General features: G+C 58.7%; 27 protein-coding genes. 25 read left to right on the top strand and 2 right to left on the bottom strand.

Features of this window, described 5'->3' with window-relative positions; genetic code table 11:
- The first annotated feature begins 12 nt into the window (after positions 1 to 12).
- From HNR59_RS06290 to HNR59_RS06210, 17 genes are all read left to right on the top strand, one after another.
- Positions 13 to 156, top strand: a complete 144-nt coding sequence (locus tag HNR59_RS06290) for a hypothetical protein (RefSeq protein ID WP_183827450.1) — start codon at positions 13 to 15, stop codon at positions 154 to 156.
- Positions 156 to 488, top strand: coding sequence for a hypothetical protein (locus HNR59_RS06285; protein WP_183827448.1), 333 nt, complete (start codon positions 156 to 158; stop codon positions 486 to 488). Before HNR59_RS06290 ends, HNR59_RS06285 begins: the two co-directional genes overlap by 1 nt.
- A 254-nt stretch (positions 489 to 742) precedes the next feature.
- Positions 743 to 1039, top strand: a complete 297-nt coding sequence (locus HNR59_RS06280) for a hypothetical protein (protein ID WP_343060692.1) — start codon at positions 743 to 745, stop codon at positions 1037 to 1039.
- Positions 1036 to 1185 (top strand): hypothetical protein, encoded by a 150-nt coding sequence (locus HNR59_RS06275; protein ID WP_183827446.1) that lies wholly within the window; start codon positions 1036 to 1038, stop codon positions 1183 to 1185. The genes HNR59_RS06280 and HNR59_RS06275 overlap by 4 nt, the downstream gene beginning before the upstream one ends.
- A complete protein-coding gene (locus tag HNR59_RS06270; protein WP_183827444.1) occupies positions 1182 to 2063 on the top strand; it encodes a hypothetical protein in 882 nt (293 codons plus the stop codon). The genes HNR59_RS06275 and HNR59_RS06270 overlap by 4 nt, the downstream gene beginning before the upstream one ends.
- Positions 2056 to 2400: a hypothetical protein gene (locus HNR59_RS06265; protein WP_183827441.1), complete on the top strand. Its 345-nt coding sequence runs from the start codon at positions 2056 to 2058 to the stop codon at positions 2398 to 2400. Before HNR59_RS06270 ends, HNR59_RS06265 begins: the two co-directional genes overlap by 8 nt.
- Complete coding sequence (locus tag HNR59_RS06260; RefSeq protein WP_210307216.1) at positions 2325 to 3971, top strand: DEAD/DEAH box helicase; 1647 nt, start codon at positions 2325 to 2327, stop codon at positions 3969 to 3971. Before HNR59_RS06265 ends, HNR59_RS06260 begins: the two co-directional genes overlap by 76 nt.
- Positions 3968 to 4882, top strand: coding sequence for a toprim domain-containing protein (locus HNR59_RS20960; protein WP_183827435.1), 915 nt, complete (start codon positions 3968 to 3970; stop codon positions 4880 to 4882). The genes HNR59_RS06260 and HNR59_RS20960 overlap by 4 nt, the downstream gene beginning before the upstream one ends.
- Complete coding sequence (locus HNR59_RS06250) at positions 4879 to 5538, top strand: hypothetical protein (protein ID WP_183827432.1); 660 nt, start codon at positions 4879 to 4881, stop codon at positions 5536 to 5538. The genes HNR59_RS20960 and HNR59_RS06250 overlap by 4 nt, the downstream gene beginning before the upstream one ends.
- The gene (locus HNR59_RS06245; RefSeq protein WP_246374621.1) at positions 5538 to 5798 is read left to right on the top strand and encodes a DUF6074 family protein; all 261 of its coding nucleotides are present in this window, start codon (positions 5538 to 5540) and stop codon (positions 5796 to 5798) included. Before HNR59_RS06250 ends, HNR59_RS06245 begins: the two co-directional genes overlap by 1 nt.
- On the top strand, positions 5795 to 6637 hold the full coding sequence (locus HNR59_RS06240; protein WP_183827425.1) for a DUF6551 family protein: 843 nt from the start codon (positions 5795 to 5797) through the stop codon (positions 6635 to 6637). Before HNR59_RS06245 ends, HNR59_RS06240 begins: the two co-directional genes overlap by 4 nt.
- Complete coding sequence (locus HNR59_RS06235; protein WP_183827422.1) at positions 6634 to 6873, top strand: hypothetical protein; 240 nt, start codon at positions 6634 to 6636, stop codon at positions 6871 to 6873. Before HNR59_RS06240 ends, HNR59_RS06235 begins: the two co-directional genes overlap by 4 nt.
- Positions 6870 to 7133 carry a sigma factor-like helix-turn-helix DNA-binding protein gene (locus HNR59_RS21030; protein ID WP_183827420.1) on the top strand — a complete coding sequence of 88 codons (264 nt, stop codon included), beginning with the start codon at positions 6870 to 6872 and terminating at the stop codon, positions 7131 to 7133. Before HNR59_RS06235 ends, HNR59_RS21030 begins: the two co-directional genes overlap by 4 nt.
- On the top strand, positions 7130 to 7492 hold the full coding sequence (locus tag HNR59_RS06225) for a hypothetical protein (RefSeq protein WP_183827417.1): 363 nt from the start codon (positions 7130 to 7132) through the stop codon (positions 7490 to 7492). Before HNR59_RS21030 ends, HNR59_RS06225 begins: the two co-directional genes overlap by 4 nt.
- Positions 7489 to 8031 (top strand): transcription termination/antitermination protein NusG, encoded by a 543-nt coding sequence (gene nusG / locus HNR59_RS06220; RefSeq protein WP_183827415.1) that lies wholly within the window; start codon positions 7489 to 7491, stop codon positions 8029 to 8031. Before HNR59_RS06225 ends, nusG begins: the two co-directional genes overlap by 4 nt.
- Before the next feature lie 420 nt (positions 8032 to 8451).
- Positions 8452 to 9186: a hypothetical protein gene (locus HNR59_RS06215; protein WP_183827412.1), complete on the top strand. Its 735-nt coding sequence runs from the start codon at positions 8452 to 8454 to the stop codon at positions 9184 to 9186.
- Complete coding sequence (locus tag HNR59_RS06210) at positions 9183 to 9659, top strand: hypothetical protein (RefSeq protein WP_183827409.1); 477 nt, start codon at positions 9183 to 9185, stop codon at positions 9657 to 9659. Before HNR59_RS06215 ends, HNR59_RS06210 begins: the two co-directional genes overlap by 4 nt.
- Before the next feature lie 168 nt (positions 9660 to 9827).
- Here HNR59_RS06210 and HNR59_RS06205 read toward each other — a convergent pair whose 3' ends face one another.
- A complete protein-coding gene (locus HNR59_RS06205) occupies positions 9828 to 10349 on the bottom strand; it encodes a hypothetical protein (RefSeq protein WP_183827406.1) in 522 nt (173 codons plus the stop codon).
- Positions 10350 to 10428: 79 nt separating this feature from the next.
- Between HNR59_RS06205 and HNR59_RS06200 the strand changes: the two genes are divergently transcribed.
- Positions 10429 to 10764 (top strand): HNH endonuclease, encoded by a 336-nt coding sequence (locus tag HNR59_RS06200; protein WP_210307215.1) that lies wholly within the window; start codon positions 10429 to 10431, stop codon positions 10762 to 10764.
- Here HNR59_RS06200 and HNR59_RS21025 read toward each other — a convergent pair.
- Positions 10742 to 10927 carry a DUF7662 domain-containing protein gene (locus tag HNR59_RS21025; protein WP_425488657.1) on the bottom strand — a complete coding sequence of 62 codons (186 nt, stop codon included), beginning with the start codon at positions 10925 to 10927 and terminating at the stop codon, positions 10742 to 10744. The two genes, HNR59_RS06200 and HNR59_RS21025, sit on opposite strands and share 23 nt — an antisense overlap.
- A gap of 181 nt (positions 10928 to 11108) precedes the next feature.
- Between HNR59_RS21025 and HNR59_RS06195 the strand changes: the two genes are divergently transcribed.
- The 7 genes from HNR59_RS06195 to HNR59_RS06165 all read left to right on the top strand — a co-directional run bounded on the left by HNR59_RS06195 (position 11109) and on the right by HNR59_RS06165 (position 17964).
- A complete protein-coding gene (locus HNR59_RS06195) occupies positions 11109 to 11588 on the top strand; it encodes a phage terminase small subunit P27 family (protein ID WP_183827403.1) in 480 nt (159 codons plus the stop codon).
- On the top strand, positions 11557 to 13284 hold the full coding sequence (locus tag HNR59_RS06190) for a terminase large subunit (protein ID WP_183827400.1): 1728 nt from the start codon (positions 11557 to 11559) through the stop codon (positions 13282 to 13284). The genes HNR59_RS06195 and HNR59_RS06190 overlap by 32 nt, the downstream gene beginning before the upstream one ends.
- Positions 13285 to 13444: 160 nt before the next feature.
- On the top strand, positions 13445 to 14815 hold the full coding sequence (locus tag HNR59_RS06185) for a phage portal protein (protein WP_183827398.1): 1371 nt from the start codon (positions 13445 to 13447) through the stop codon (positions 14813 to 14815).
- Entirely contained in the window at positions 14812 to 15702 is an 891-nt protein-coding gene (locus HNR59_RS06180; protein WP_183827395.1) for a S49 family peptidase, read from the top strand. Before HNR59_RS06185 ends, HNR59_RS06180 begins: the two co-directional genes overlap by 4 nt.
- Before the next feature lie 95 nt (positions 15703 to 15797).
- Positions 15798 to 17090 carry a phage major capsid protein gene (locus HNR59_RS06175; RefSeq protein ID WP_183827391.1) on the top strand — a complete coding sequence of 431 codons (1293 nt, stop codon included), beginning with the start codon at positions 15798 to 15800 and terminating at the stop codon, positions 17088 to 17090.
- Positions 17091 to 17164: 74 nt separating this feature from the next.
- Positions 17165 to 17596 (top strand): hypothetical protein, encoded by a 432-nt coding sequence (locus tag HNR59_RS06170; protein ID WP_183827388.1) that lies wholly within the window; start codon positions 17165 to 17167, stop codon positions 17594 to 17596.
- Between the two features lie 71 nt (positions 17597 to 17667).
- Positions 17668 to 17964 (top strand): hypothetical protein, encoded by a 297-nt coding sequence (locus HNR59_RS06165; protein ID WP_183827385.1) that lies wholly within the window; start codon positions 17668 to 17670, stop codon positions 17962 to 17964.
- Positions 17965 to 17966: the final 2 nt, after the last annotated feature.

The raw sequence follows: 17966 nt of genomic DNA, 5'->3' as shown, positions 1-17966 counted from the left end.
ATCAAAGACCTGATGTCTGTGATCTGCGAACTTCGGTTTGAGCTGCCGGTCGGTGAAGACGACGCCCGCATAGACAATCTTCTGTGGATTGCGCGCGAGATGGTCGAGGGTCTGGTTGCCCATGATGACGGCAAGGAAAGCCGGGGGGTGGCATAATGGACCGTCGCAAGTTCCTGTCATCCCTTCCTGCAATGGGAACAGTTGCAATCTGCCCGGCGATGGCTGAGCCGGCTGAAACCCCGATGGAGCGCGCCTACCGCCTTGAGCGCGAACTTATGGAGACCGTCGCCGGCATTTTGGGCGAGGATACTTCTGGTTGGCGATGCATAATTCGGGACTCTGACGGCGGTACCGGGACCATCAAGGCGGTTCTTCGGTTTGCCCATCTGCCTCGTAAAGAACGGGATGAAGCCAACCGCGCGTACACCGTTAAAGCGTTGAGCGAGGCTTTGTGCGAGATGAAAGCGCCGCGTCTATGCACATCCTAAAGTTTGCACAAGTTTTCCCCGCTTTACCCAGAACGGATGCAGAACAAAAACCTTTTGGGGAAAGCGGTTCTGCGAGTATATGTAGAATCCGAAACCGCCTTACCTTAGGCGTTTGAATACATCCTGCGATTTGCAGGAGCGGCGACGGGGTGTCCGCCAAGACTCAAGCCCCGTCGCCTTCATCGATCAGCAAAGCGGACTGTACATCCGCCTAGCTGTTCTGGCCCCAACGGCACCCAATGGGAGATGCCGCCGTGACTGATGAACAAATGACGCCTATCGGCGGGGAACGCAATCCCCTCCGTGGCGAGAACATCGCGACGTTTGATCGTCCGCGCCTTCGTCGCAAGGACGTTCCTTCCTATCTGGCACATCGACATGGCATTGACATCGCCGTGTCCACGCTCTGCAAGCTCGCCACCATCGGCGGCGGACCTGCCATGCAGTACGCAGGCCGCATTCCGCTCTACCATGTCGACGACCTCGACGCGTGGGCGGCGGCACGCCTCTCCAAGCCCGTCACATCGACGGCGGAAAGGGGGATTGAATGATCTTCCCTCCCCTCACCTCTATCCGCACCCATGACGGCACTGTCCTCGCCCGTGATCCTGCAACCGGCATCGTCGCTTCCGGCCGCACACTCGACGAGGCGGTCGCTGAATTGCGGCGGCTGCTTTCCATGAAGGAGGCAGCGTGATCCGCATGGCACAGAAATCTCCTGCAACGCAGCTCACCAAAGCTGAAGCTTCCGCGCTGACCGAACGGATTCGCGGCCACATCGACGCGGCATGGGCGGACATCACCAAGGCCTATGAAGGCAAGGCATGGAAGGCCCTCGGCTATTCGTCATGGGGCGATTACGTCAAAGCCGAATTCGATATGGGCCGGAGTCGGGCCTATCAATTGATTGACCAAGGTCGCGTCATCCGAGCGCTATCGGACGCAGTGGGCGAAAAAGTGTCCACATTTGTGGACATTTCCGAAGCCACAGCCCGCGAAATAAAGGCCGATTTGCCGGCTGTCACGGCGGAAATACGTGAGCGCGTCGAGCAGGGCGAAGCTCCAGAAACCGCCGTTGCCGAAGCCGTAGCGGCAGCTCGCGCCGAAAAGGAGCGCCAACGCGAAGAACGCAAGGCGCAGCAGGCCGAGTTCGACCGGCAGCGAGAGCAGCATGTTTCCGCCCTGCCCGATGCCATCAAGCAGCGCGAACAGGCCAAGGCCGACGCGATTGCCGCGCGCAAGACGCAGCCTGCCGATGACGGCCTGTCCCTCGAAGACCGGATATTCGAACTAGAGGAAGCGCTTCGCGTCCTTGAAGCCGAGAATGCCGAGCTGAAAGCCGAGAACAAGCTGTATGGCGAAATGAAGGTGCAGTTCGAGCTGGGCGGCTTTGCCAAGGTCATTGCCGACAAGGACGAGGAAATCCGGGTTCTCGAAACCCGCCTCTACAGCGAAAGCCAAGAGAAAATCAAAAATCTCAACACCCTCACTTGGGCGATGAAAAAGCTCAGCGAGTTGGGCTGGTCCCGCAACGTCGCCATCGACATCGAGACGGGAGAAATCGTCGATGGCTGATGTTGGAAAGATCGTCGAACGGATCAGGGCGCACGGCGCGAACATCGCCATAGATGCGGGAAAGCTGATCATCATCAACCGTGAAAAGCTGCCGGATGGGGCTTTTGAATTCATCCGTCAGCACGGCAGGGAAATCGCTCAGTTCATCGAGAAGGAGGGCGAGTTCGACGAACGCGCGGCCATCATCGAGTTTGATGGCGGCTTCTCGCGCAAGGAGGCCGATGACATTGCGCGGCTTCTTCTGTCGTCACCTCCCAAGGATTGCAACCCCGCCGACTGGACATGGTTCGTCGGCAAGGCGTCCGAGATCATCGATGCTGGAAGGAGGGCAGCGTGAAAGAGCTTATCCTTCGCCCTCACCAGATGCACGTCGAAGGGCAGCTTCGTGAGCAACTGCGAAGCGGCGCGTCGTGGATCGTGCTCGTCGCTCCGACCGCCTTCGGGAAGACAGAGACCGCAATACACCTGATCCGACTTTCTATGCAGAAGGGCAAGCGCGTCTGGTTCCTTGTGGACCGCGTGACGCTCGCAAGGCAGACCAGCGACCGCTTCCACGAATACGGCATCGACCATGGCGTCGTGCAGGGAGCCAACGCCGAGAACGACCGGTATGCGCCGGAGAAGAACGTCCAGATCATGACGATCCAGACTTTCGAGCGCCGGGAGTTCGGTGAAGAGCCTGACCTGATCTTCTATGACGAGTGCCACAGCCAGTATCAGAAGACGCTGGAGCGCCTGAAGCAGTACACCCGAACCAAGATCATCGGCCTCACGGCGACCCCGTTCACTGCGGGAATGGCGGAATATTGGGGCGGTCTGGTCAACGGCGCGACCGTAAACCGACTTCTGAAGGATGGCTTTCTGGCGCCGTTGAAGATCAAGGCTTGCGTGTCTCCAGATATGACCGGGGCCAAGAAAAAATTCACTGGCGAGTATGAGGACGAGGAAGCAGCATCACGCGGCATCACCATCATTGGCGATGTGGTGCAGACATGGGTTCAACAGACGGCGAAATTCTTCGGCGGGCCGGCAAAGACAATCGTGTTCTCGCCATCCGTCCGTCACGGCGAAGAACTGTGCCGCCAGTTTGCCGAGGCCGGCTTCAACTTCCAGCAGATCAGCTACCTCGACAGTTCCGATGGAACCAGAGACGCCAAGATCGAAGAATTCCGGAAGCCCAACAGTTCCATTCACGGGCTCGTCTCATGCGCGGTTCTGACGAAAGGGTTCGATGTTCCTGATGTGCTGGTCGGCATCTCCTGCCGGCCGTATCGGAAATCGTTCTCGAACCACATTCAGGAAATGGGCCGCGTCATGCGGACTTCGCCGGGCAAGGATTTTGGCTTGTGGCTCGACCACTCCGGCAACTGCATTGCTTTTGCCGAGGAAACCGCGTGGCTCTATGAGAACGGTGTCGACAGCCTGTCCGATGCGCAGCGGCGTGACAGCGAATTGCGCGAACCGGTCGAGCGGATAAAGAGGCAGCACTTCTGCGGCGACTGCGGGATGCAGATGGAGCCGGCCTCCATCGTTTGCCAGTCATGCGGCTGGGAGCGGCCGAAGCGTGGTGAAATCCAGACCGTTGAAGGTCAGCTAATCGACTTCGAAGTCAGCATGAAGGCGGCGTTTCAGCCGCGGCAGGGCCTTCGTGCAGCGTGCCTTAAAAATCCGAGAGGCGTCTGGAACGCGGCGCTCAGCTACTGCCTTTCACATACGCGAAAGGGTGACGCGGCGGCTCGCAAATGGGCCTACGGCGTCTGGCGTGGGATCTACCCGGACTCACAACTGCCCTATGGGCTTTACTACGCTTCTGTCGATCAGGTGTCGCTTCGTGAAGACGAATGGGGCCTCATCGAACGTGAGGTGAAGCGCTTCCGCGAACATAGCAAGCGGAGGTCGGCGGCGTGACGATACACGAAGCAATCGAACAAGCCTGCCATGAAGCCGGGATCTATATCCCCAAGCGCATCACCTATGGCCGCTGGCTGAATACCGATACCACCGCTGGCAAAAGCGGAAAGGGTGACGGGCGGCTGATCGTCAACGAGCATTCGGTTACTGCCTGGAACTGGCAGACCAGCCAGAAGGTGACGATCAACCTGCGCGACGGCATGACGGCCAGAGAACAGAAAGCCGTGGCGCGAGACATCGCCAAGGCGAAGCAGAAGGCCGAGAGGGACGCTGCGCGCGCTGCCGATATGGCTCAGGCCCTTATCGCGTCATCGACGCTCGGCGGGCATCCCTACCTCGTCCTGAAAGGATTCCGCGACGAACGAGCGATGACCGTATCGGCCGCGACCGTGCGCGATATCGTGGGCGACTACATTGTTCCTGCCGGCGCCACTTGTGCTGTCCTGATCCCTGCCCGCCGCTCCGGCAAAGTCACCAGTGCGCAACTGATCTGGGAAGACGGGACCAAGAAGTTCATGTTCGGCGGTGAGATCGGCGGCGCTTCGCACCGCATCGCATCTGGGGTCTACACATGGCTCTGTGAAGGCTATGCGACCGGCCTGTCGATCAGGGCGGCGCTCAAGGGCCTCGGCGTGCAGGCCACCGTCCTGTGCTGTTTCTCGGCATCGAATATCGTTGCTGTGGCGAGGCAGGTAAAAGGCCGAGCGTTCATCGCCGCCGATAACGACAAGCCCCTGCCTCAGTTCGGCGGGATCGGAACCGGTGAGCACTTCGCCCAGCAAACCGGCCTGCCCTACGGCATGCCGCCGACGCTGCGGACAGACTTCAACGATCTGCATCAGGAGGCGGGCATCTTTGCCGTGCAGCGCATCCTCACATCAGTGATGGCGAGGAGACGCGCGGCATGACGGCGGCAAGACAGATTAAGAGTAGCAACGTGCTGACAGGCAAGCGCAAGAGCCATCAACAGCGACGAGCTGTGCCCTTGCAATGGCCAAAGGAAAAGAAGGAAAAGCTGGCGCTGTTCGACGCATGGCACGATGTGGCGATGCAGATCGTACATCTGGAGAACGACGATTTCCGCCTTCTGGCCGCAGTGCGCAAGGTGCTGATGTTCTCCAGCGGAGAGATTATTGCGAGCAACCGCGAAATTGCATGGCGTGCCGGCCACTGCTCCGACAAGACGATTACGCGGTGCATAAAGCGATACGCCGATCTCGGAATTCTTATCGTGGCATCCGGCTGGCGGCGTGATGGCGACAATCTTTTCAAGACCCGCACGATCCGTCTGGCCCTGCCCGAGACGCTGGACGACCGTGTCGAGGTGGTCGATTTGAGGCCCTTTGGGCTGGACACCCGTGGTCCCGGTCTAAAGGACACCCGTGGTCCCGACCCCTATGGACACCCGTGGTCCCGACCGGCCAGCGAGTTAAAGGACACCCGTGGTCCCGGTCTAAAGGACACCCGTGGTCCCATCTCTCGTGATACTCGTAAAGAAGAGGGCCGTAGAGAAATTGGAGCAAACGGAACCGTCGAACTTTTTTCTGAAACGGAGGAAGGTTGATGGGCTCGATTGTTCTCTTCCCGCCTGCAAGGAACCTGCGCCGGGTTCGGGCGGTCGCCATTGAGGCGCTTGATCTGGACGGCCATCGGTCCTCGCGGTTCATCCGACAGGCGTGCCGCACGCTGTTCCTCGAACTCACCGTCGCTTTCGGCCTCCCGCCTCGTATCGCGCGCATCGAAGTCCAAGCGTTCCAAGACGCCGTTCAGGCCGAAATGATCCGACAGACATACTGCATTCACGAAACGGGAGGGTCAGCATGACCGAACTCCGCGCCATAGAACCGATCAGCATCACCGATCTGGATACGGCAGCGCCCGACACCGGCGAACCGATCTGCGAACGTGTCGACCCCAAGACCCTGTTCGTCGATCCGGCCTACCAGCGCAGCGTCGGTGAACGAGGCCTGCGCCAGATCCGGCGGATTATCGAAGCTTTCGACTGGACCAAGTACAAGCCGCCGATCTGCGCCTATGCCGACCATGACGGCCAAACCGTGCTGAAGGTCATCGACGGCCAGCACACGGCCATCGCAGCGGCCAGCCATCCGCACATCGACATGATCCCGGTCATGATCGTCGAGGCGGCCGACACCACCGTGCAGGCTGCGGCATTCGTCGGTCAGAATACTCAGCGTCTCGGCGTCACACCGTTGCAGGTGTTCTTCGCGGAGGTCACGGCCGGCGATGTCGACGCCCTCGACGTTCTGAAAACCTGCGAGCGTGCCGGCGTCATCATCATGCGTACCCCGCCAAGCCGATCCGACTTCAAGCATCGCGAGACGATTTCGATCTCGGCAATCAAAGCGCTGGTCGACAAACGCGGCGTCATGAAGGCCCGCATGGTTCTGGAGGTTCTGGCGAAGGCCAAGCTGGCCCCGATCACCGCCGATCACATCAAGGCCGCCGAGTATCTCATGACAGAACCGGAGTTCTGCGACCAGTTCGAGCCGGAAGACCTGACACGCGAAATCGAGATGGCCGGCAAGGCTGCCGAACATGAGGCCAAGGTGTTCAGCGTAGCTCAGAAGGTGCCGGTGTGGCGGGCGCTGGCCGTCCAGTGGTTCAGGAAGACCCGTAAGAAGCGGAGGGTTGCGGCGTGATCATCCCTGCTGATTTCCACAAGCCCACGGTCAAGCGCGGCTTCGTCATCGTCAAGCCGGACGGTCGCCTGTGGGATGAATATTTCTATCCGAACGAGGAAAACGCCGCCCACATGGCTGCGATAAATCCCTGCCTTCGTGTCTGTCGAGCACGCAGGGTTGTCAGTTGGGCCAATCAGACCACGACGACGCTCAAGGGCCGATGCGAGGTCATTATCGACCGGGGTGAGCCATGAGCAGTGCCCGCGTCAGCGACATGCTTCGTCGGCACGAAAGCGGCGAAACACTTCAGGAGATCGGAAGCGCCTACGGGCTTTCGCGTGAACGCGTTCGCCAGATCCTCAAACGAGCGGGGGCGGAGATGCGCGGTAGCGGCAACGGACGAAGGCCCGGCATCGCAAATCTTTCTACCACTGACTTTCGGGAGAAGTCGGCCCCTATCAGACGGCCAATGCGCAAAGGTCTCATCCCCTACGCAGGAAAGGAGCGCGCATGAGCGCCTTCGAACGCATAGCCCGCGAGGCATACGACCGCAAGAATCCGTGGCGTCCGATTAGCCAGGCAAAGCCCGGCCCGGACATCTGCGAGCTGCGCACAAATGATATGGTTGGCCTGACTGATCTCGGCCGTGCCCGCTTCATCCTGCACGAAGATGGCGAATGGTATCGGATCGAACCGCCCGAGCGCATGTGGAAAGACAGGCTTGTCGAGTACCGGCCGATTGGAACCCAGCTAAGTCCGAATAGGATTCGCTCTGTCGTTCATCGGGCAAAGCAGGGGAAATACGAATATCGCGGCGGTGTCCTCTATCGAAAACCCAAGGCGTATAAGCTCTATTGGAGGGCAGACGATTGATCAAGATCGCGAAGAACGACAATGCGCGCAAGTGGTACATCGTTGCTTGCCGCCCGAACTCAGAACGACAGGCAGGAGCCGAAATCCTCGCCTTGGGGCAGACGGTGTTCGTGCCGTGCTTTCGAAGGGAGTACCATCACAGGCGCAAGCGCAAGTGGATGAAGCAGAGCTATCCGCTCCTGCCGGGGTATCTGTTTGTGCTGGCCTCGGAACACTGGTCGCGGGTTCTGGACTGCGAGCATGTGCAGCGCGTGCTTCGCAGCCAGCACTACGGCGAGGCGTCTGTTCCGATTGCTGCGAGCGATGACGATGTGCAGGCGATCCGCTCCGCGCAGGATGCCGGCCAGTTCGACGATTTGCGCATCGACCGTCACGGCATCAAGCCCGGTGATCTGGTCAAGGTGGGCGAAGGTGCATTCACTGGCACGCAGGGAACTGTGGAGGCTGTGAGCGACGAAAACATTGTCCTGTTGATAGCTGCCATGGGCCGGGAGCTTCGGACCAAGGTGCCTCTTGATAAAATCCGCCAAGCAGGATAGTTTCGGCTCCGTAATGAACTTGGTGATTTGCTCGTCATGAGCGGGGCCTTAGCGCCACCTGCCGGAGCAGCGTCGGAATTCACCGCCGACACTAGGGGGAAATGCGCCCTTTTCCTCACTTCGCTGAATCCTGAGAAGCGGCAGCGTTTAGCCGCTGGCTCAACATCTGGAACAAACGTCGCACTGGACTCTCTCTGATTTCCCCGCTTTGATCATGACGGGGAATAAGGGAGGATATTTTTGTATAAGGTTGCTCATTACAGGCGTGCGCTTTGGGCGGCGGATGGTGGCTCAACACTAGAGAAGATTCTGAATCTCTGTCTTGGCAACTGTCCGGACGTTTCCTCTACCAAGTTCGAATACAAGTCCGATACTGACGTTCAAATATCGGAGCGAAGCCTCTCTGCAGGAGGCACAGCATTGTACTTCACCCTGTATTCTGAGGGACGCAAGGCTGCGACGGTGGCTAATGGTGGTCCTGGTGTCGGTCGCCATAAAGCGCCGACGGGTCAAGAATTCTTGAGAACAGGAATTCACTTGGTCGTAGAAGGAAACCATGTGGGTTACCTCGCTGATGGCCATACCAACGATGGTCAGATAACAGGGCTTTTCCAGCGCTTCATCGAGCATGCGAAAAGGCCAAAAAGCGAAACACAATTCCATCTTCATCCGAGGGCCGATAGGCAGCAGATAGAGAAGTTGCTCAAAGCTGGTGTAAAATCCATCGACCTAGGGATATCGGCTTTTGAGACGACCGTGAATGACATCAACCACGAGGTGACGAAAGGTTCGTTGTCCGCCGCCATCGGATCCATCTTGGCGCCCTTAGCTCAACTGGGTGCAAAAGGGCGTTCTCCTGAAGAGATGCTGGCAGCAAGTGAAATTCAAACGAGCATTCATCTCGGCTATGATGGTCGTTCTGCTGGACATCTAGTTCCGTTCTTGCTCGCAAAAATTGCCGATGGGATCACCGACACCGAAGATGAATTCAAGATCGTGACCAGAGATGATAACGTGATCACACGTACGAAGCTGGTTATACGTAGGGAGGTTAGTGTCGAAGGCGATGAGATCGCGATTGACACAGCAAGCGCATTCTCAGCCATCCGCAGCGCTATGAAGGAGTGGCGAAGTGCCGGGATATTTGAGCAATGATTACCATTGCACGGGCGTACATCTTAGCAAGCGCGGCCTTGGGAGCATGGGCCGCCGTAAAAGTTGGACCATTACTTGTCGGATCGCCGGCCGCGCTTGCTGGAATTACTTCCGTCTTTTCCATTCTAGCGGGTGTATTGGTCGCGGTCATTTCGATCATAGGCGATCCGTCAATGCTTCTGACAGGAAATTGGCGCTTGGGACATGAGCATGCCAAAGACATTCAAGTCAGGATTGGAAACTATGCTCACTTGGTGTTCGTGTATGTCATCAACCTCATCTTGGTATTAGCTTGTACAGTCATCCAAGAAAATAAAATCGCTTGTCACGATTGGCCTTTTTCCATTTTAGCTGGTGTGACCGTGTTCGCATTGCTGATGTCCCTGCCACTGCCTTACAGCTTAATGTCTATCCAAAAGGAAAGAATGGAAGAGGAAATTAAAAGGCGGAAAACAACGCCCACATCACAGTAGGGACAGCCGCTCACGCCCTGTCAATATCCGTGGGACACCAACGATGTAAGTCACGCCTTACATTTGCCGAGCTGATCGATAAGACTGATAGCGAGTTTTATCGCAAAAAGCGTAGCAGGCGAGTGGCAGCCATCTCGTGATACAGATGCATCCGTTAGGCAGGGCGAACTATTCGCACTTCGCGCGAAGCGTGGCCGTGTGATTGCTGTAACCTTCGGTCTCAAGATCGATGTAATCGATTTGGCATCCACCCGAATGAACGTAGGATTCACCACGGCGTATCGCCGGCGATTTCTCGTCGCCCGCAACGATGACGATCTTTTCAGGGCTGCTTACAAAGCGAAAGGACAGCATGTCTCCGCTGGGAAGATCGATCACCTCTCCATCGCGAAGCTTGAAGGGTTGGTCTGGAATGGTGGCAACGGGAGGCGCTAGTGTGGCCTGCGTGGCAAGTGTAACAGCTTCGCTATATTTGCCGTCCTGCAACGCCGTCTCGGCTGGGTTCGTGTTGAACCCGGCTTCTGAAAGAGCCATCACGACTTCTGCAGCAATTTCCTTCTTTCCTTCAAGGTAGGCATCTTGCCGTTGTGTCGGCAGTACGAACTGCCAAACGCTTATGGCGCCGGCAGCGACACCAACCAAACCTACAAGCACGTCGAAATAAGCTCTTGCCTTGCTGCGCACAGTCAAGCCCCCGTCCCTTCTCCAGATCAAATCAAACCCCGCGCCTAGTAATCAAACGTAGCTTGTGGTGGCAAGAGGATCGTCGATGCCCAGCCGTCCACCAGTCCACCGTCCTCCCGGCATAGGCGACCGACAGCAGCAGCGCCGCCTCTACGACCAGACACGCGACAAGCAGGAATGGCGCGGCTGGTACAAGACAGCACGCTGGCAGCGGAGGCGAGAGGCGCAGCTTCGCGACGAACCGCTATGCGTCATGTGTCAGAAGGCAGGCAGGCTGACACCAGCGACCGTGGCCGATCACGTCGAGCGACACAACGGCGGTTATGACCTGTTCTGGTACGGCCCGCTGCAATCGTTGTGTGCGCCGTGCCATTCCAGTGTGAAGCAGAGGGAAGAGATCAGGAGCCACGCCGAAAGGTGACGGTTTCGCGAACAAGGTCGACTTCTGCCTTAAAGCCAGCCGCCTGCCATGACTTGCACTGGCTATGTGTCGTGGTCCGTATGTCCTCATTTGACCACCACTCAGCATAGGTCCGGGACGAAGGCGGCAGGTGAGCCAGTTCATCGAGTTCGTCAAAGCTCATAGTCACGATATCAGCGCGGTGATTGGTCAGGTGGTCTCGCCAAGGGTCATACTTCGACATCAGATTTGCCTCCCGCCTATCTCACCAGTGAAGGGGATGGGGGATCGGAAGTCCAGAGCCTTTGGGGCCTAGACCGGTTCGGGGTCAAATTTTTCCGCCGTCAAAATGAAAGTATTTTTCTATGGCCGGACGCAAACGGACTCCTGACCATCTGAAAGTCGTCGCCGGGACGGACAGACCGGATCGGATGAACCCAGATGCGCCCAAGCCCGCAGCATCCATGCCTGAGGCTCCAGACTGGCTTTCGGCACGCGGCGCAGAGATTTTCGACCAGCTTGTGGCTATCGTCGGCGCCATGGGCATCGGCTCATCCTCGGACGCCGCGATGCTGGCGCTGGCGTCCTCGCGGCTTGAAGAAGTCGAGATCTGCACGGCAATGATCGAAGACGGCGGGCGAACCTTTGTCAGCAACGTCACCTATGACGACCAAGGCCGCGTAGCCAGTCAGCAGATCAAGGGCCATCCGGCGGTTGCCCAGCGAAGTGAGGCTATGCGCCATGCTCAATCACTGCTTTCCGAGTTTGGGCTGTCCCCGGCGGCGCGCTCCAAGGTTTCTGTAAACACCCCAGATGAGCAAAACCCGTTCGCCGCGCTCGGCTGACCATCCCCATGTCGCGGCCGGCAATAAATACGCGAAGGATGTCGTCAGCGGGAAAATACCGGTCTGCAAATGGGTGTTCCTAGCTTGCAAACGGCATCTGGACGATCTTGAGGCGAGTAAAGGTCATAACTTCCCTTATCGGTTCGATTCCAAGGCGGCAGAGAAGTGGTGCAAGTTCCTTGAACTGCTGCCTCACACAAAAGGTGAGTGGGCGCGAAAAGGCCTGAAGCTCAAGCTTGAGCCGTGGCAGTGCTTTAAAACGGTCTGCCTTTTCGGTTGGCTGCGGAAACAGGACGGGCTGCGTCGGTTTCGAAAAGCGCTGATTCTTGAGCCTCGCAAGAATGCCAAGTCCACATGGGCGGCGGGTGTCGGTCTCGGCATGATGTCGATCGATGGTGATCATGGCGCCGAGGTTTACTCCGGCGCCACCACTGAAAAGCAGGCATGGGAGGTCTTCAAGCCTGCCCGGCTCATGGCAATGAAGACGCCAGCCTTCGTTCAGCACTATGGCGTCACGGTCGGAGCGAAGAATATCCATCGCCTTGGTGACGGATCAAAGTTCGAGCCCCTGATTGGTGATCCCGGAGATGGTGCTTCTCCATCCTGCGCCATCGTTGATGAATATCATGAACACGCCACCGACCGCATGGTCGACACGATGGAAACAGGCATGGGCGCCCGTGAGCAGCCGCTCCTGCTCATCATCACAACAGCCGGAGATAACCTTTCGGGACCTTGTTACGCTGCCGTGCAGGAAGCGGAAAAAGTACTTGAAGGAATTATTGAGAACGATGAGCTGTTCGCGCTCATCTACACTGTAGACGCAGACGACGACTGGAGTTCCGATCTCGCCCTGAGAAAAGCAAATCCGAACTATGACGTGAGCGTCAAGGGTGAGTTTCTGCGTGCTAGGCAGCGGGACGCGAAACAGAACCCGCGCAAAATCGGAGTATTCAAGACCAAGCACCTCAATATGTGGGTGCAGGCTCGCAATGCCTATTTCGACATTCAAAAGTGGAAAGAAAGCGCGACCCCTGCCCTGAGGCTGGAGGATTTCCGAGGCCAACCCTGCAAAATCGGCCTTGATCTGGCGTCTGTCATCGACATTGCGGCGATGGAAATCACTTTCGAGCATGAGGGCGGATATGCGCGCTTCGGCAGATATTACCTGCCTGAGGCCACGATCGAACTGCCTGAAAACGAACACTATCGCGGATGGCGGGACGCTCCTGAACGGTGGATCACGCAAACCGATGGCGACATGATCGACTATGTGACGATCCGTGATGACATCCTTGGATTGCAGGATGAGGAAGGCCTCGGACTTATCATCGACGAGATCGCCTTTGATCCGCATCAGGCGCACATGATGATGGCCGAACTTCGCGAGGAAGGTATTCCCTGCATAGAGGTGCGACCACTGGTCCTGAACTTCTCGCCCGCAATGAAACAGATGGATGGCCTGATCCGGTCGCGGAAGATCGCTCATAACGGTGATCCCGTTTTCACATGGATGCTGTCCAATGTCGTCGCGAAAGCGGACGCCAAGGACAACGTTTATCCCCGCAAGGACCGCGAGCAGAACAAGATCGACGGCCCTGTCGCTCACATGATGTGTCAGGCTCGATGGATGAGCGCCGAGGCAGAGGGACCGTCCGTCTACGAGACGCGCGGCATTCTGGAGATCGAAGTTTGAACGAAGAACGGAACAGCCGAAGGGTTGACTGGCGTGATGCTGTCGGCTTGCTCGGCGTCGCCCTCATTGCTGGCGGCGTGGCGATGATCCATGTGCCGGCGGCTCTCATTGTGTGTGGGGGGCTGCTGCTCGTGGGTGCGATCCTTTTGGCGAGGCATGCATGAGCCTGTTTGCCAGCATGTTTGGATCGACCTACCGCGAGGCCGGAAGCTTTTCCTCGCCCGGTGGCTGGCTGCTGCGAGCCATTGGCGGCGGTAAGACGAACGCCGGAGTGACCGTCAGCGAGTACGGGTCGCTGCGCCTCACGCCTGTCTATGCCTGCGTCAATCGCATCAGCAATCCGATCGCGTGGTTTCCGCTGCGCATGTATCGCTCACGGCCGGCTGGCGGGAAAGAGGTGGTGAGCCCCGGTAATGGAAAGGGACAGCATCCCTTTGCGCAGCGCCTCGGCGTTCGGCCCAATGACCTCATGTCGTCGAGGACGGTGCGTAAGACCTCGCAGGCTCATGCGCTTCTATGGGGTAACGGATATCTGGAGATAGAGCGCGACGGTCGGGGTCGTGGCGTAGGGCTCTATCCCCTTCTGCCAGATCGCACCGGCCCTGTGCGCCGCAATGGCGATCACTGGTTTGAGACGACGATCGACGGCACGCGCCACCAGCTCGATTCCGACGATGTGATCCACATAATGGATCAAAGCCAGGACGGATATGTCGGCATGTCCCAGATCGCCCTGCACCGTGAGGCGGTGGCGCTCGGACTTGCAACAGAGACATTCGGCGGCAAGTTCTTTGCCAACGATGCCAAGTCCGGCGGTTTCCTGCTTCATCCGGGAAAGCTGTCGCCCGGTGCGAAGCAGAACATCCGCAGCCCGAATGGCGAGGTGAAGCGCAATTCCGAGAACCCGGCAGCGTCCCTCGATGACCAAAGCGGCCTTAATAACGCCCATCGGGTCAAGGTCCTCGAAGAGGGCATGAAGTTCATCCAGACCACCATCCCGCCGGAGGATGCGCAGTTCCTCGGCACTCGCGAGTTTCAGATTGCCGAGATCGCCCGCATCTTCGACGTGCCGCTGATCCTTCTCCAGAGCCACGAGAAGACGACTTCATGGGGTTCCGGCATCGAGCAGCTGATGATTGGTTTCATCCGCCAGACGGTTGGGCCGTGGGTAGATGCATGGGAGCAGGAACTGAACTGGAAGCTGTTCACTGAAGAGGAAAAGGAGCAGGGCTACTATGTGAAGTTCAACATGAACGCCCTCCTGCGCGGCGACATGAAAGCCCGGGCTGAGTTCTACAACAAGGTGTTCATGGTTGGCGGTTTCTCTCCGAACCGCATTCTTCAGCTTGAGGATGAAGACCCGATCGGCCCGGAAGGCGATGAGCACTTCGTGCCGGCCAACATGGTGCCGCTCAAGCGCGCAACCGATCCAAATTATCAGCCAAACGGATCCGCCACGCCGGCGGCAGAACGCGAGCCCGATCCTAATGAGGATGAGGCAGAAGAACGCGCGGAAAGGGACGGCCAATGAAGTATGCTCATATCCTTCTGGCGGTTGCGTCCGAGTGTTGGGCCATCGATCCCGACAAGCTCGACCAGATTGTTGCGTTCCTCGCCTTGCAGGCATCAGGCGAAAAGCTCTCCGCAGAAGAGGTCGAGGCGCGCATTACGCGTCAGGCCGAGCGTGATGTGCAGCGACAGGAGGGCGCCGTGGCGATCCTTCCTCTGCGCGGCGTCATCGCCAACCGCATGAACATGATGTCGGAAATCTCTGGCGGCACCAGTTCGGAAAGCTTCGGCAAGATGTTGGACATGGCCGTCGCCGACAGTGGCGTGAAGGCCATTATCATGGATGTGGAGAGCCCCGGCGGTGTGGTCACCGGAACAGACGAGCTTTCATCGCGAATATTTGCGGCTCGGGGCAGGAAGCCGATCATTGCCCATGTAAATGGCTATGCCGCCAGCGCTGCCTACTGGATCGCATCTGCTGCCGATGAAATCGTGCTCACCTCATCCGCACAGGTTGGCTCGATCGGCGTCATTGGCGTCCATGATGATGTCAGCGCCGCACTCGAAAAGATGGGCGTGAAGAAAACCATTATCTCGTCTGGAAAATACAAGGCTGAGGGCAACCAGTTCGGGCCGCTCAGCGACGAAGCGCGCGAGAACCGCCAGCAACAGGCGGATTCCTATTATGACGACTTCATCCGCGCGGTTGCCCGAAACCGTGGCGTAACGCTGTCTGCCGTGCGTGATGGATTCGGACAGGGCCGCATGGTCCGCGCAGAGGCAGCTGTCGCTCAGGGGATGGCAGACCGGATCGCCACTCTCGACGAAACCATAGCCCGGTTCACGGGCCAGACGGCGCCGCGTCGCAAGCTGGCTGCCGAGCGCGAAAAGCGGGCGCTCACTCTCTAACCACCTTCCCGTCATCTGGCGGAACAGATCGCGCTCCGGGGGCCGGCTCGGGCGATGCGAAGTCGTATCCGGCGTTCAGCAAACAGGAGAACCCCATGCTGAAGCAACTCCGTGAGAAGCGCGCAAAGCTCGTTGCCGAGATGCGCGGTATCATCGAAACGGCCGAGGGCGAGGATCGTGACCTCACCGCGGAAGAGCAGGAAACGTTCGATGCGGCCAAGGCGTCGAAGGATGATCTCGACAAGCGCATCGAGCGGCTGGAGAACGTCGAGGCTTCAGAGGCTGCACTTGACGCGATCGTTCCCGCTGCCTCCCGCCGCGCAGGCATCCAGCGTCCCGGTGGCGATCCGGCACCTCGCGAATTTGAGAGCATCGGTGAGTTCCTGAGCGCGGTGCGCTTCAATCAGAACGATCAGCGCCTGAGCTTCGTCGAGGGTGTTGGCGCCGAAACCGATGAAAACGGCCTGCGCTCCGAAATGCGCATGGATAATGACACGCAGGGCGGCTTCATGGTGCCGACCCAGTTCCGTTCCACCATTATGAGCGTGTCACCTCAGGACGCGCTGGTGCGACCGCGTGCCAGCGTTATTCCGGCAGGATCGCCGCCTGATGCCGGTATTACCATGCCAGCACTCGACCAGAGTGGCGATAATCCCGGCAATGTCTTCGGCGGCATGACCTTCGCATGGATCGAGGAAGGCGGCGAGAAGCCCGAAACTGATGCTGAGCTGCGCGGTATTTCGCTTGTGCCGCACGAAATCGCAGGCTTCGTGACGGTCACCGACAAGCTGCTGCGCAACTGGCAGGCTTCCGCATCATTCCTTGAGAATCTGATGCGCGGCGGTGTCTCGGCGGCTGAGGACTATGCGTTCCTGCGCGGCACTGGCAAGGGGCAGCCGCTGGGAGCGCTCAATGCGCCCGTTCTCAAGGGCGTCAATCGCGTGACGGCCAATCAGGTTACCTACACCGATCTGGTGAATATGGTTGCCGTCCTGCTCATGCGCGGTGGCTCGCCGGTCTGGTCGATCCCGCAGGGTGCCCTGCCGCAGATCGCCAAGCTGAAGGATGAGAACGGAAACTACATCTGGATTGCCAACGCCCGCGACGGCTTTGCCGGAACGTTGCTTGGCTATCCGGTGCGGTGGAACAACCGTGCGCCCGCCCTCGGCAGCAAGGGCGATATCCTGCTTGCCGACTGGAGCTACTACCTGATCAAGGATGGCTCCGGGCCGTTCGTCGCCGCCTCCGAGCATGTCAAGTTCACCTCCAACAAAACGGTCATCAAGATCTTCTGGAACGTCGATGGCGCTCCGTGGATGCATGCACCGTTCAAGGAAGAGAACGGCTACGAAGTCTCGCCGTTCGTCGCGCTCGACGTCCCGGGCTGATCGGCTGCACGCAACGGGCCGGCTCCGGCCGGCTCGCCCCGTTCATTTCAACTCACACATGAAAGGAGATCGCCATGCGCGACCTCGTGAACAGCCTGGCGGCCGTGGTCGCCATTCCCGCCGCAGTCTATGATGCCGACAACACCGCTGTTGGCGTGGATCTGCTCGGATTCGAATCCGCGGTCGTCGCGATCCATGTGGGCGTCGGCGGCATCACCTTCACCAGTGCGAACAAGGTCGAGTTCAAGCTTACCCATTCCGATGACGACATCACCTACACCGCCGTCACCGATGCGGATGTCCAGGGTGTCGATGGCGTCGGTGCTGACGGTATCGTCAAGAGCCTTGTCGCGGCACATGCCGCAGCCGACATCACCAAGGTCGGATATGTCGGCGGCAAGCGCTACCTGAAGCTGACCGCCGACTTCAGCGGCACCCATGGCACGGGCACGCCCATTGCGGCCGAAGTCATCAAGGGGCACTCCCGGTACTGGCCGGCTGTCTGATCCTGCGTTTCGTTGACGCCCGGCTGATTGAAGGCCGGGCATTCTCCCAATCCGAAATCTGGAGCAATCCCATGAGCAAAGCACTTACCGTGCTTGCCGCATGCATCGACATCCGCAACGGCAAGCGTCTCGCAAAGGGCGACCTGTTCGACCCGGCTCCCAATCCCGAACAGGCCCGCCGCCTGATCACGGCTGCTTGCCTGCCCCCTGAAGCGCTCGATGCGGCAGTTGCCGCCGAAACAGCATCGGAAAAGGCCGCTGATGAGGCGGCGAAGCAGCATCGCGCTGAGGAAGAAGCAGCCGCCAAGGCGAAAGCCGAGGCCGACAAGAAGGCCGCTGATGAGGCGGCGAAGAAAGACGGCAAATAAGT

The organism is Aquamicrobium lusatiense (genome assembly GCF_014201615.1).
GTDB lineage: Bacteria > Pseudomonadota > Alphaproteobacteria > Rhizobiales > Rhizobiaceae > Mesorhizobium > Mesorhizobium lusatiense.
This window is presented reverse-complemented; position numbering and strand designations above follow the sequence as displayed.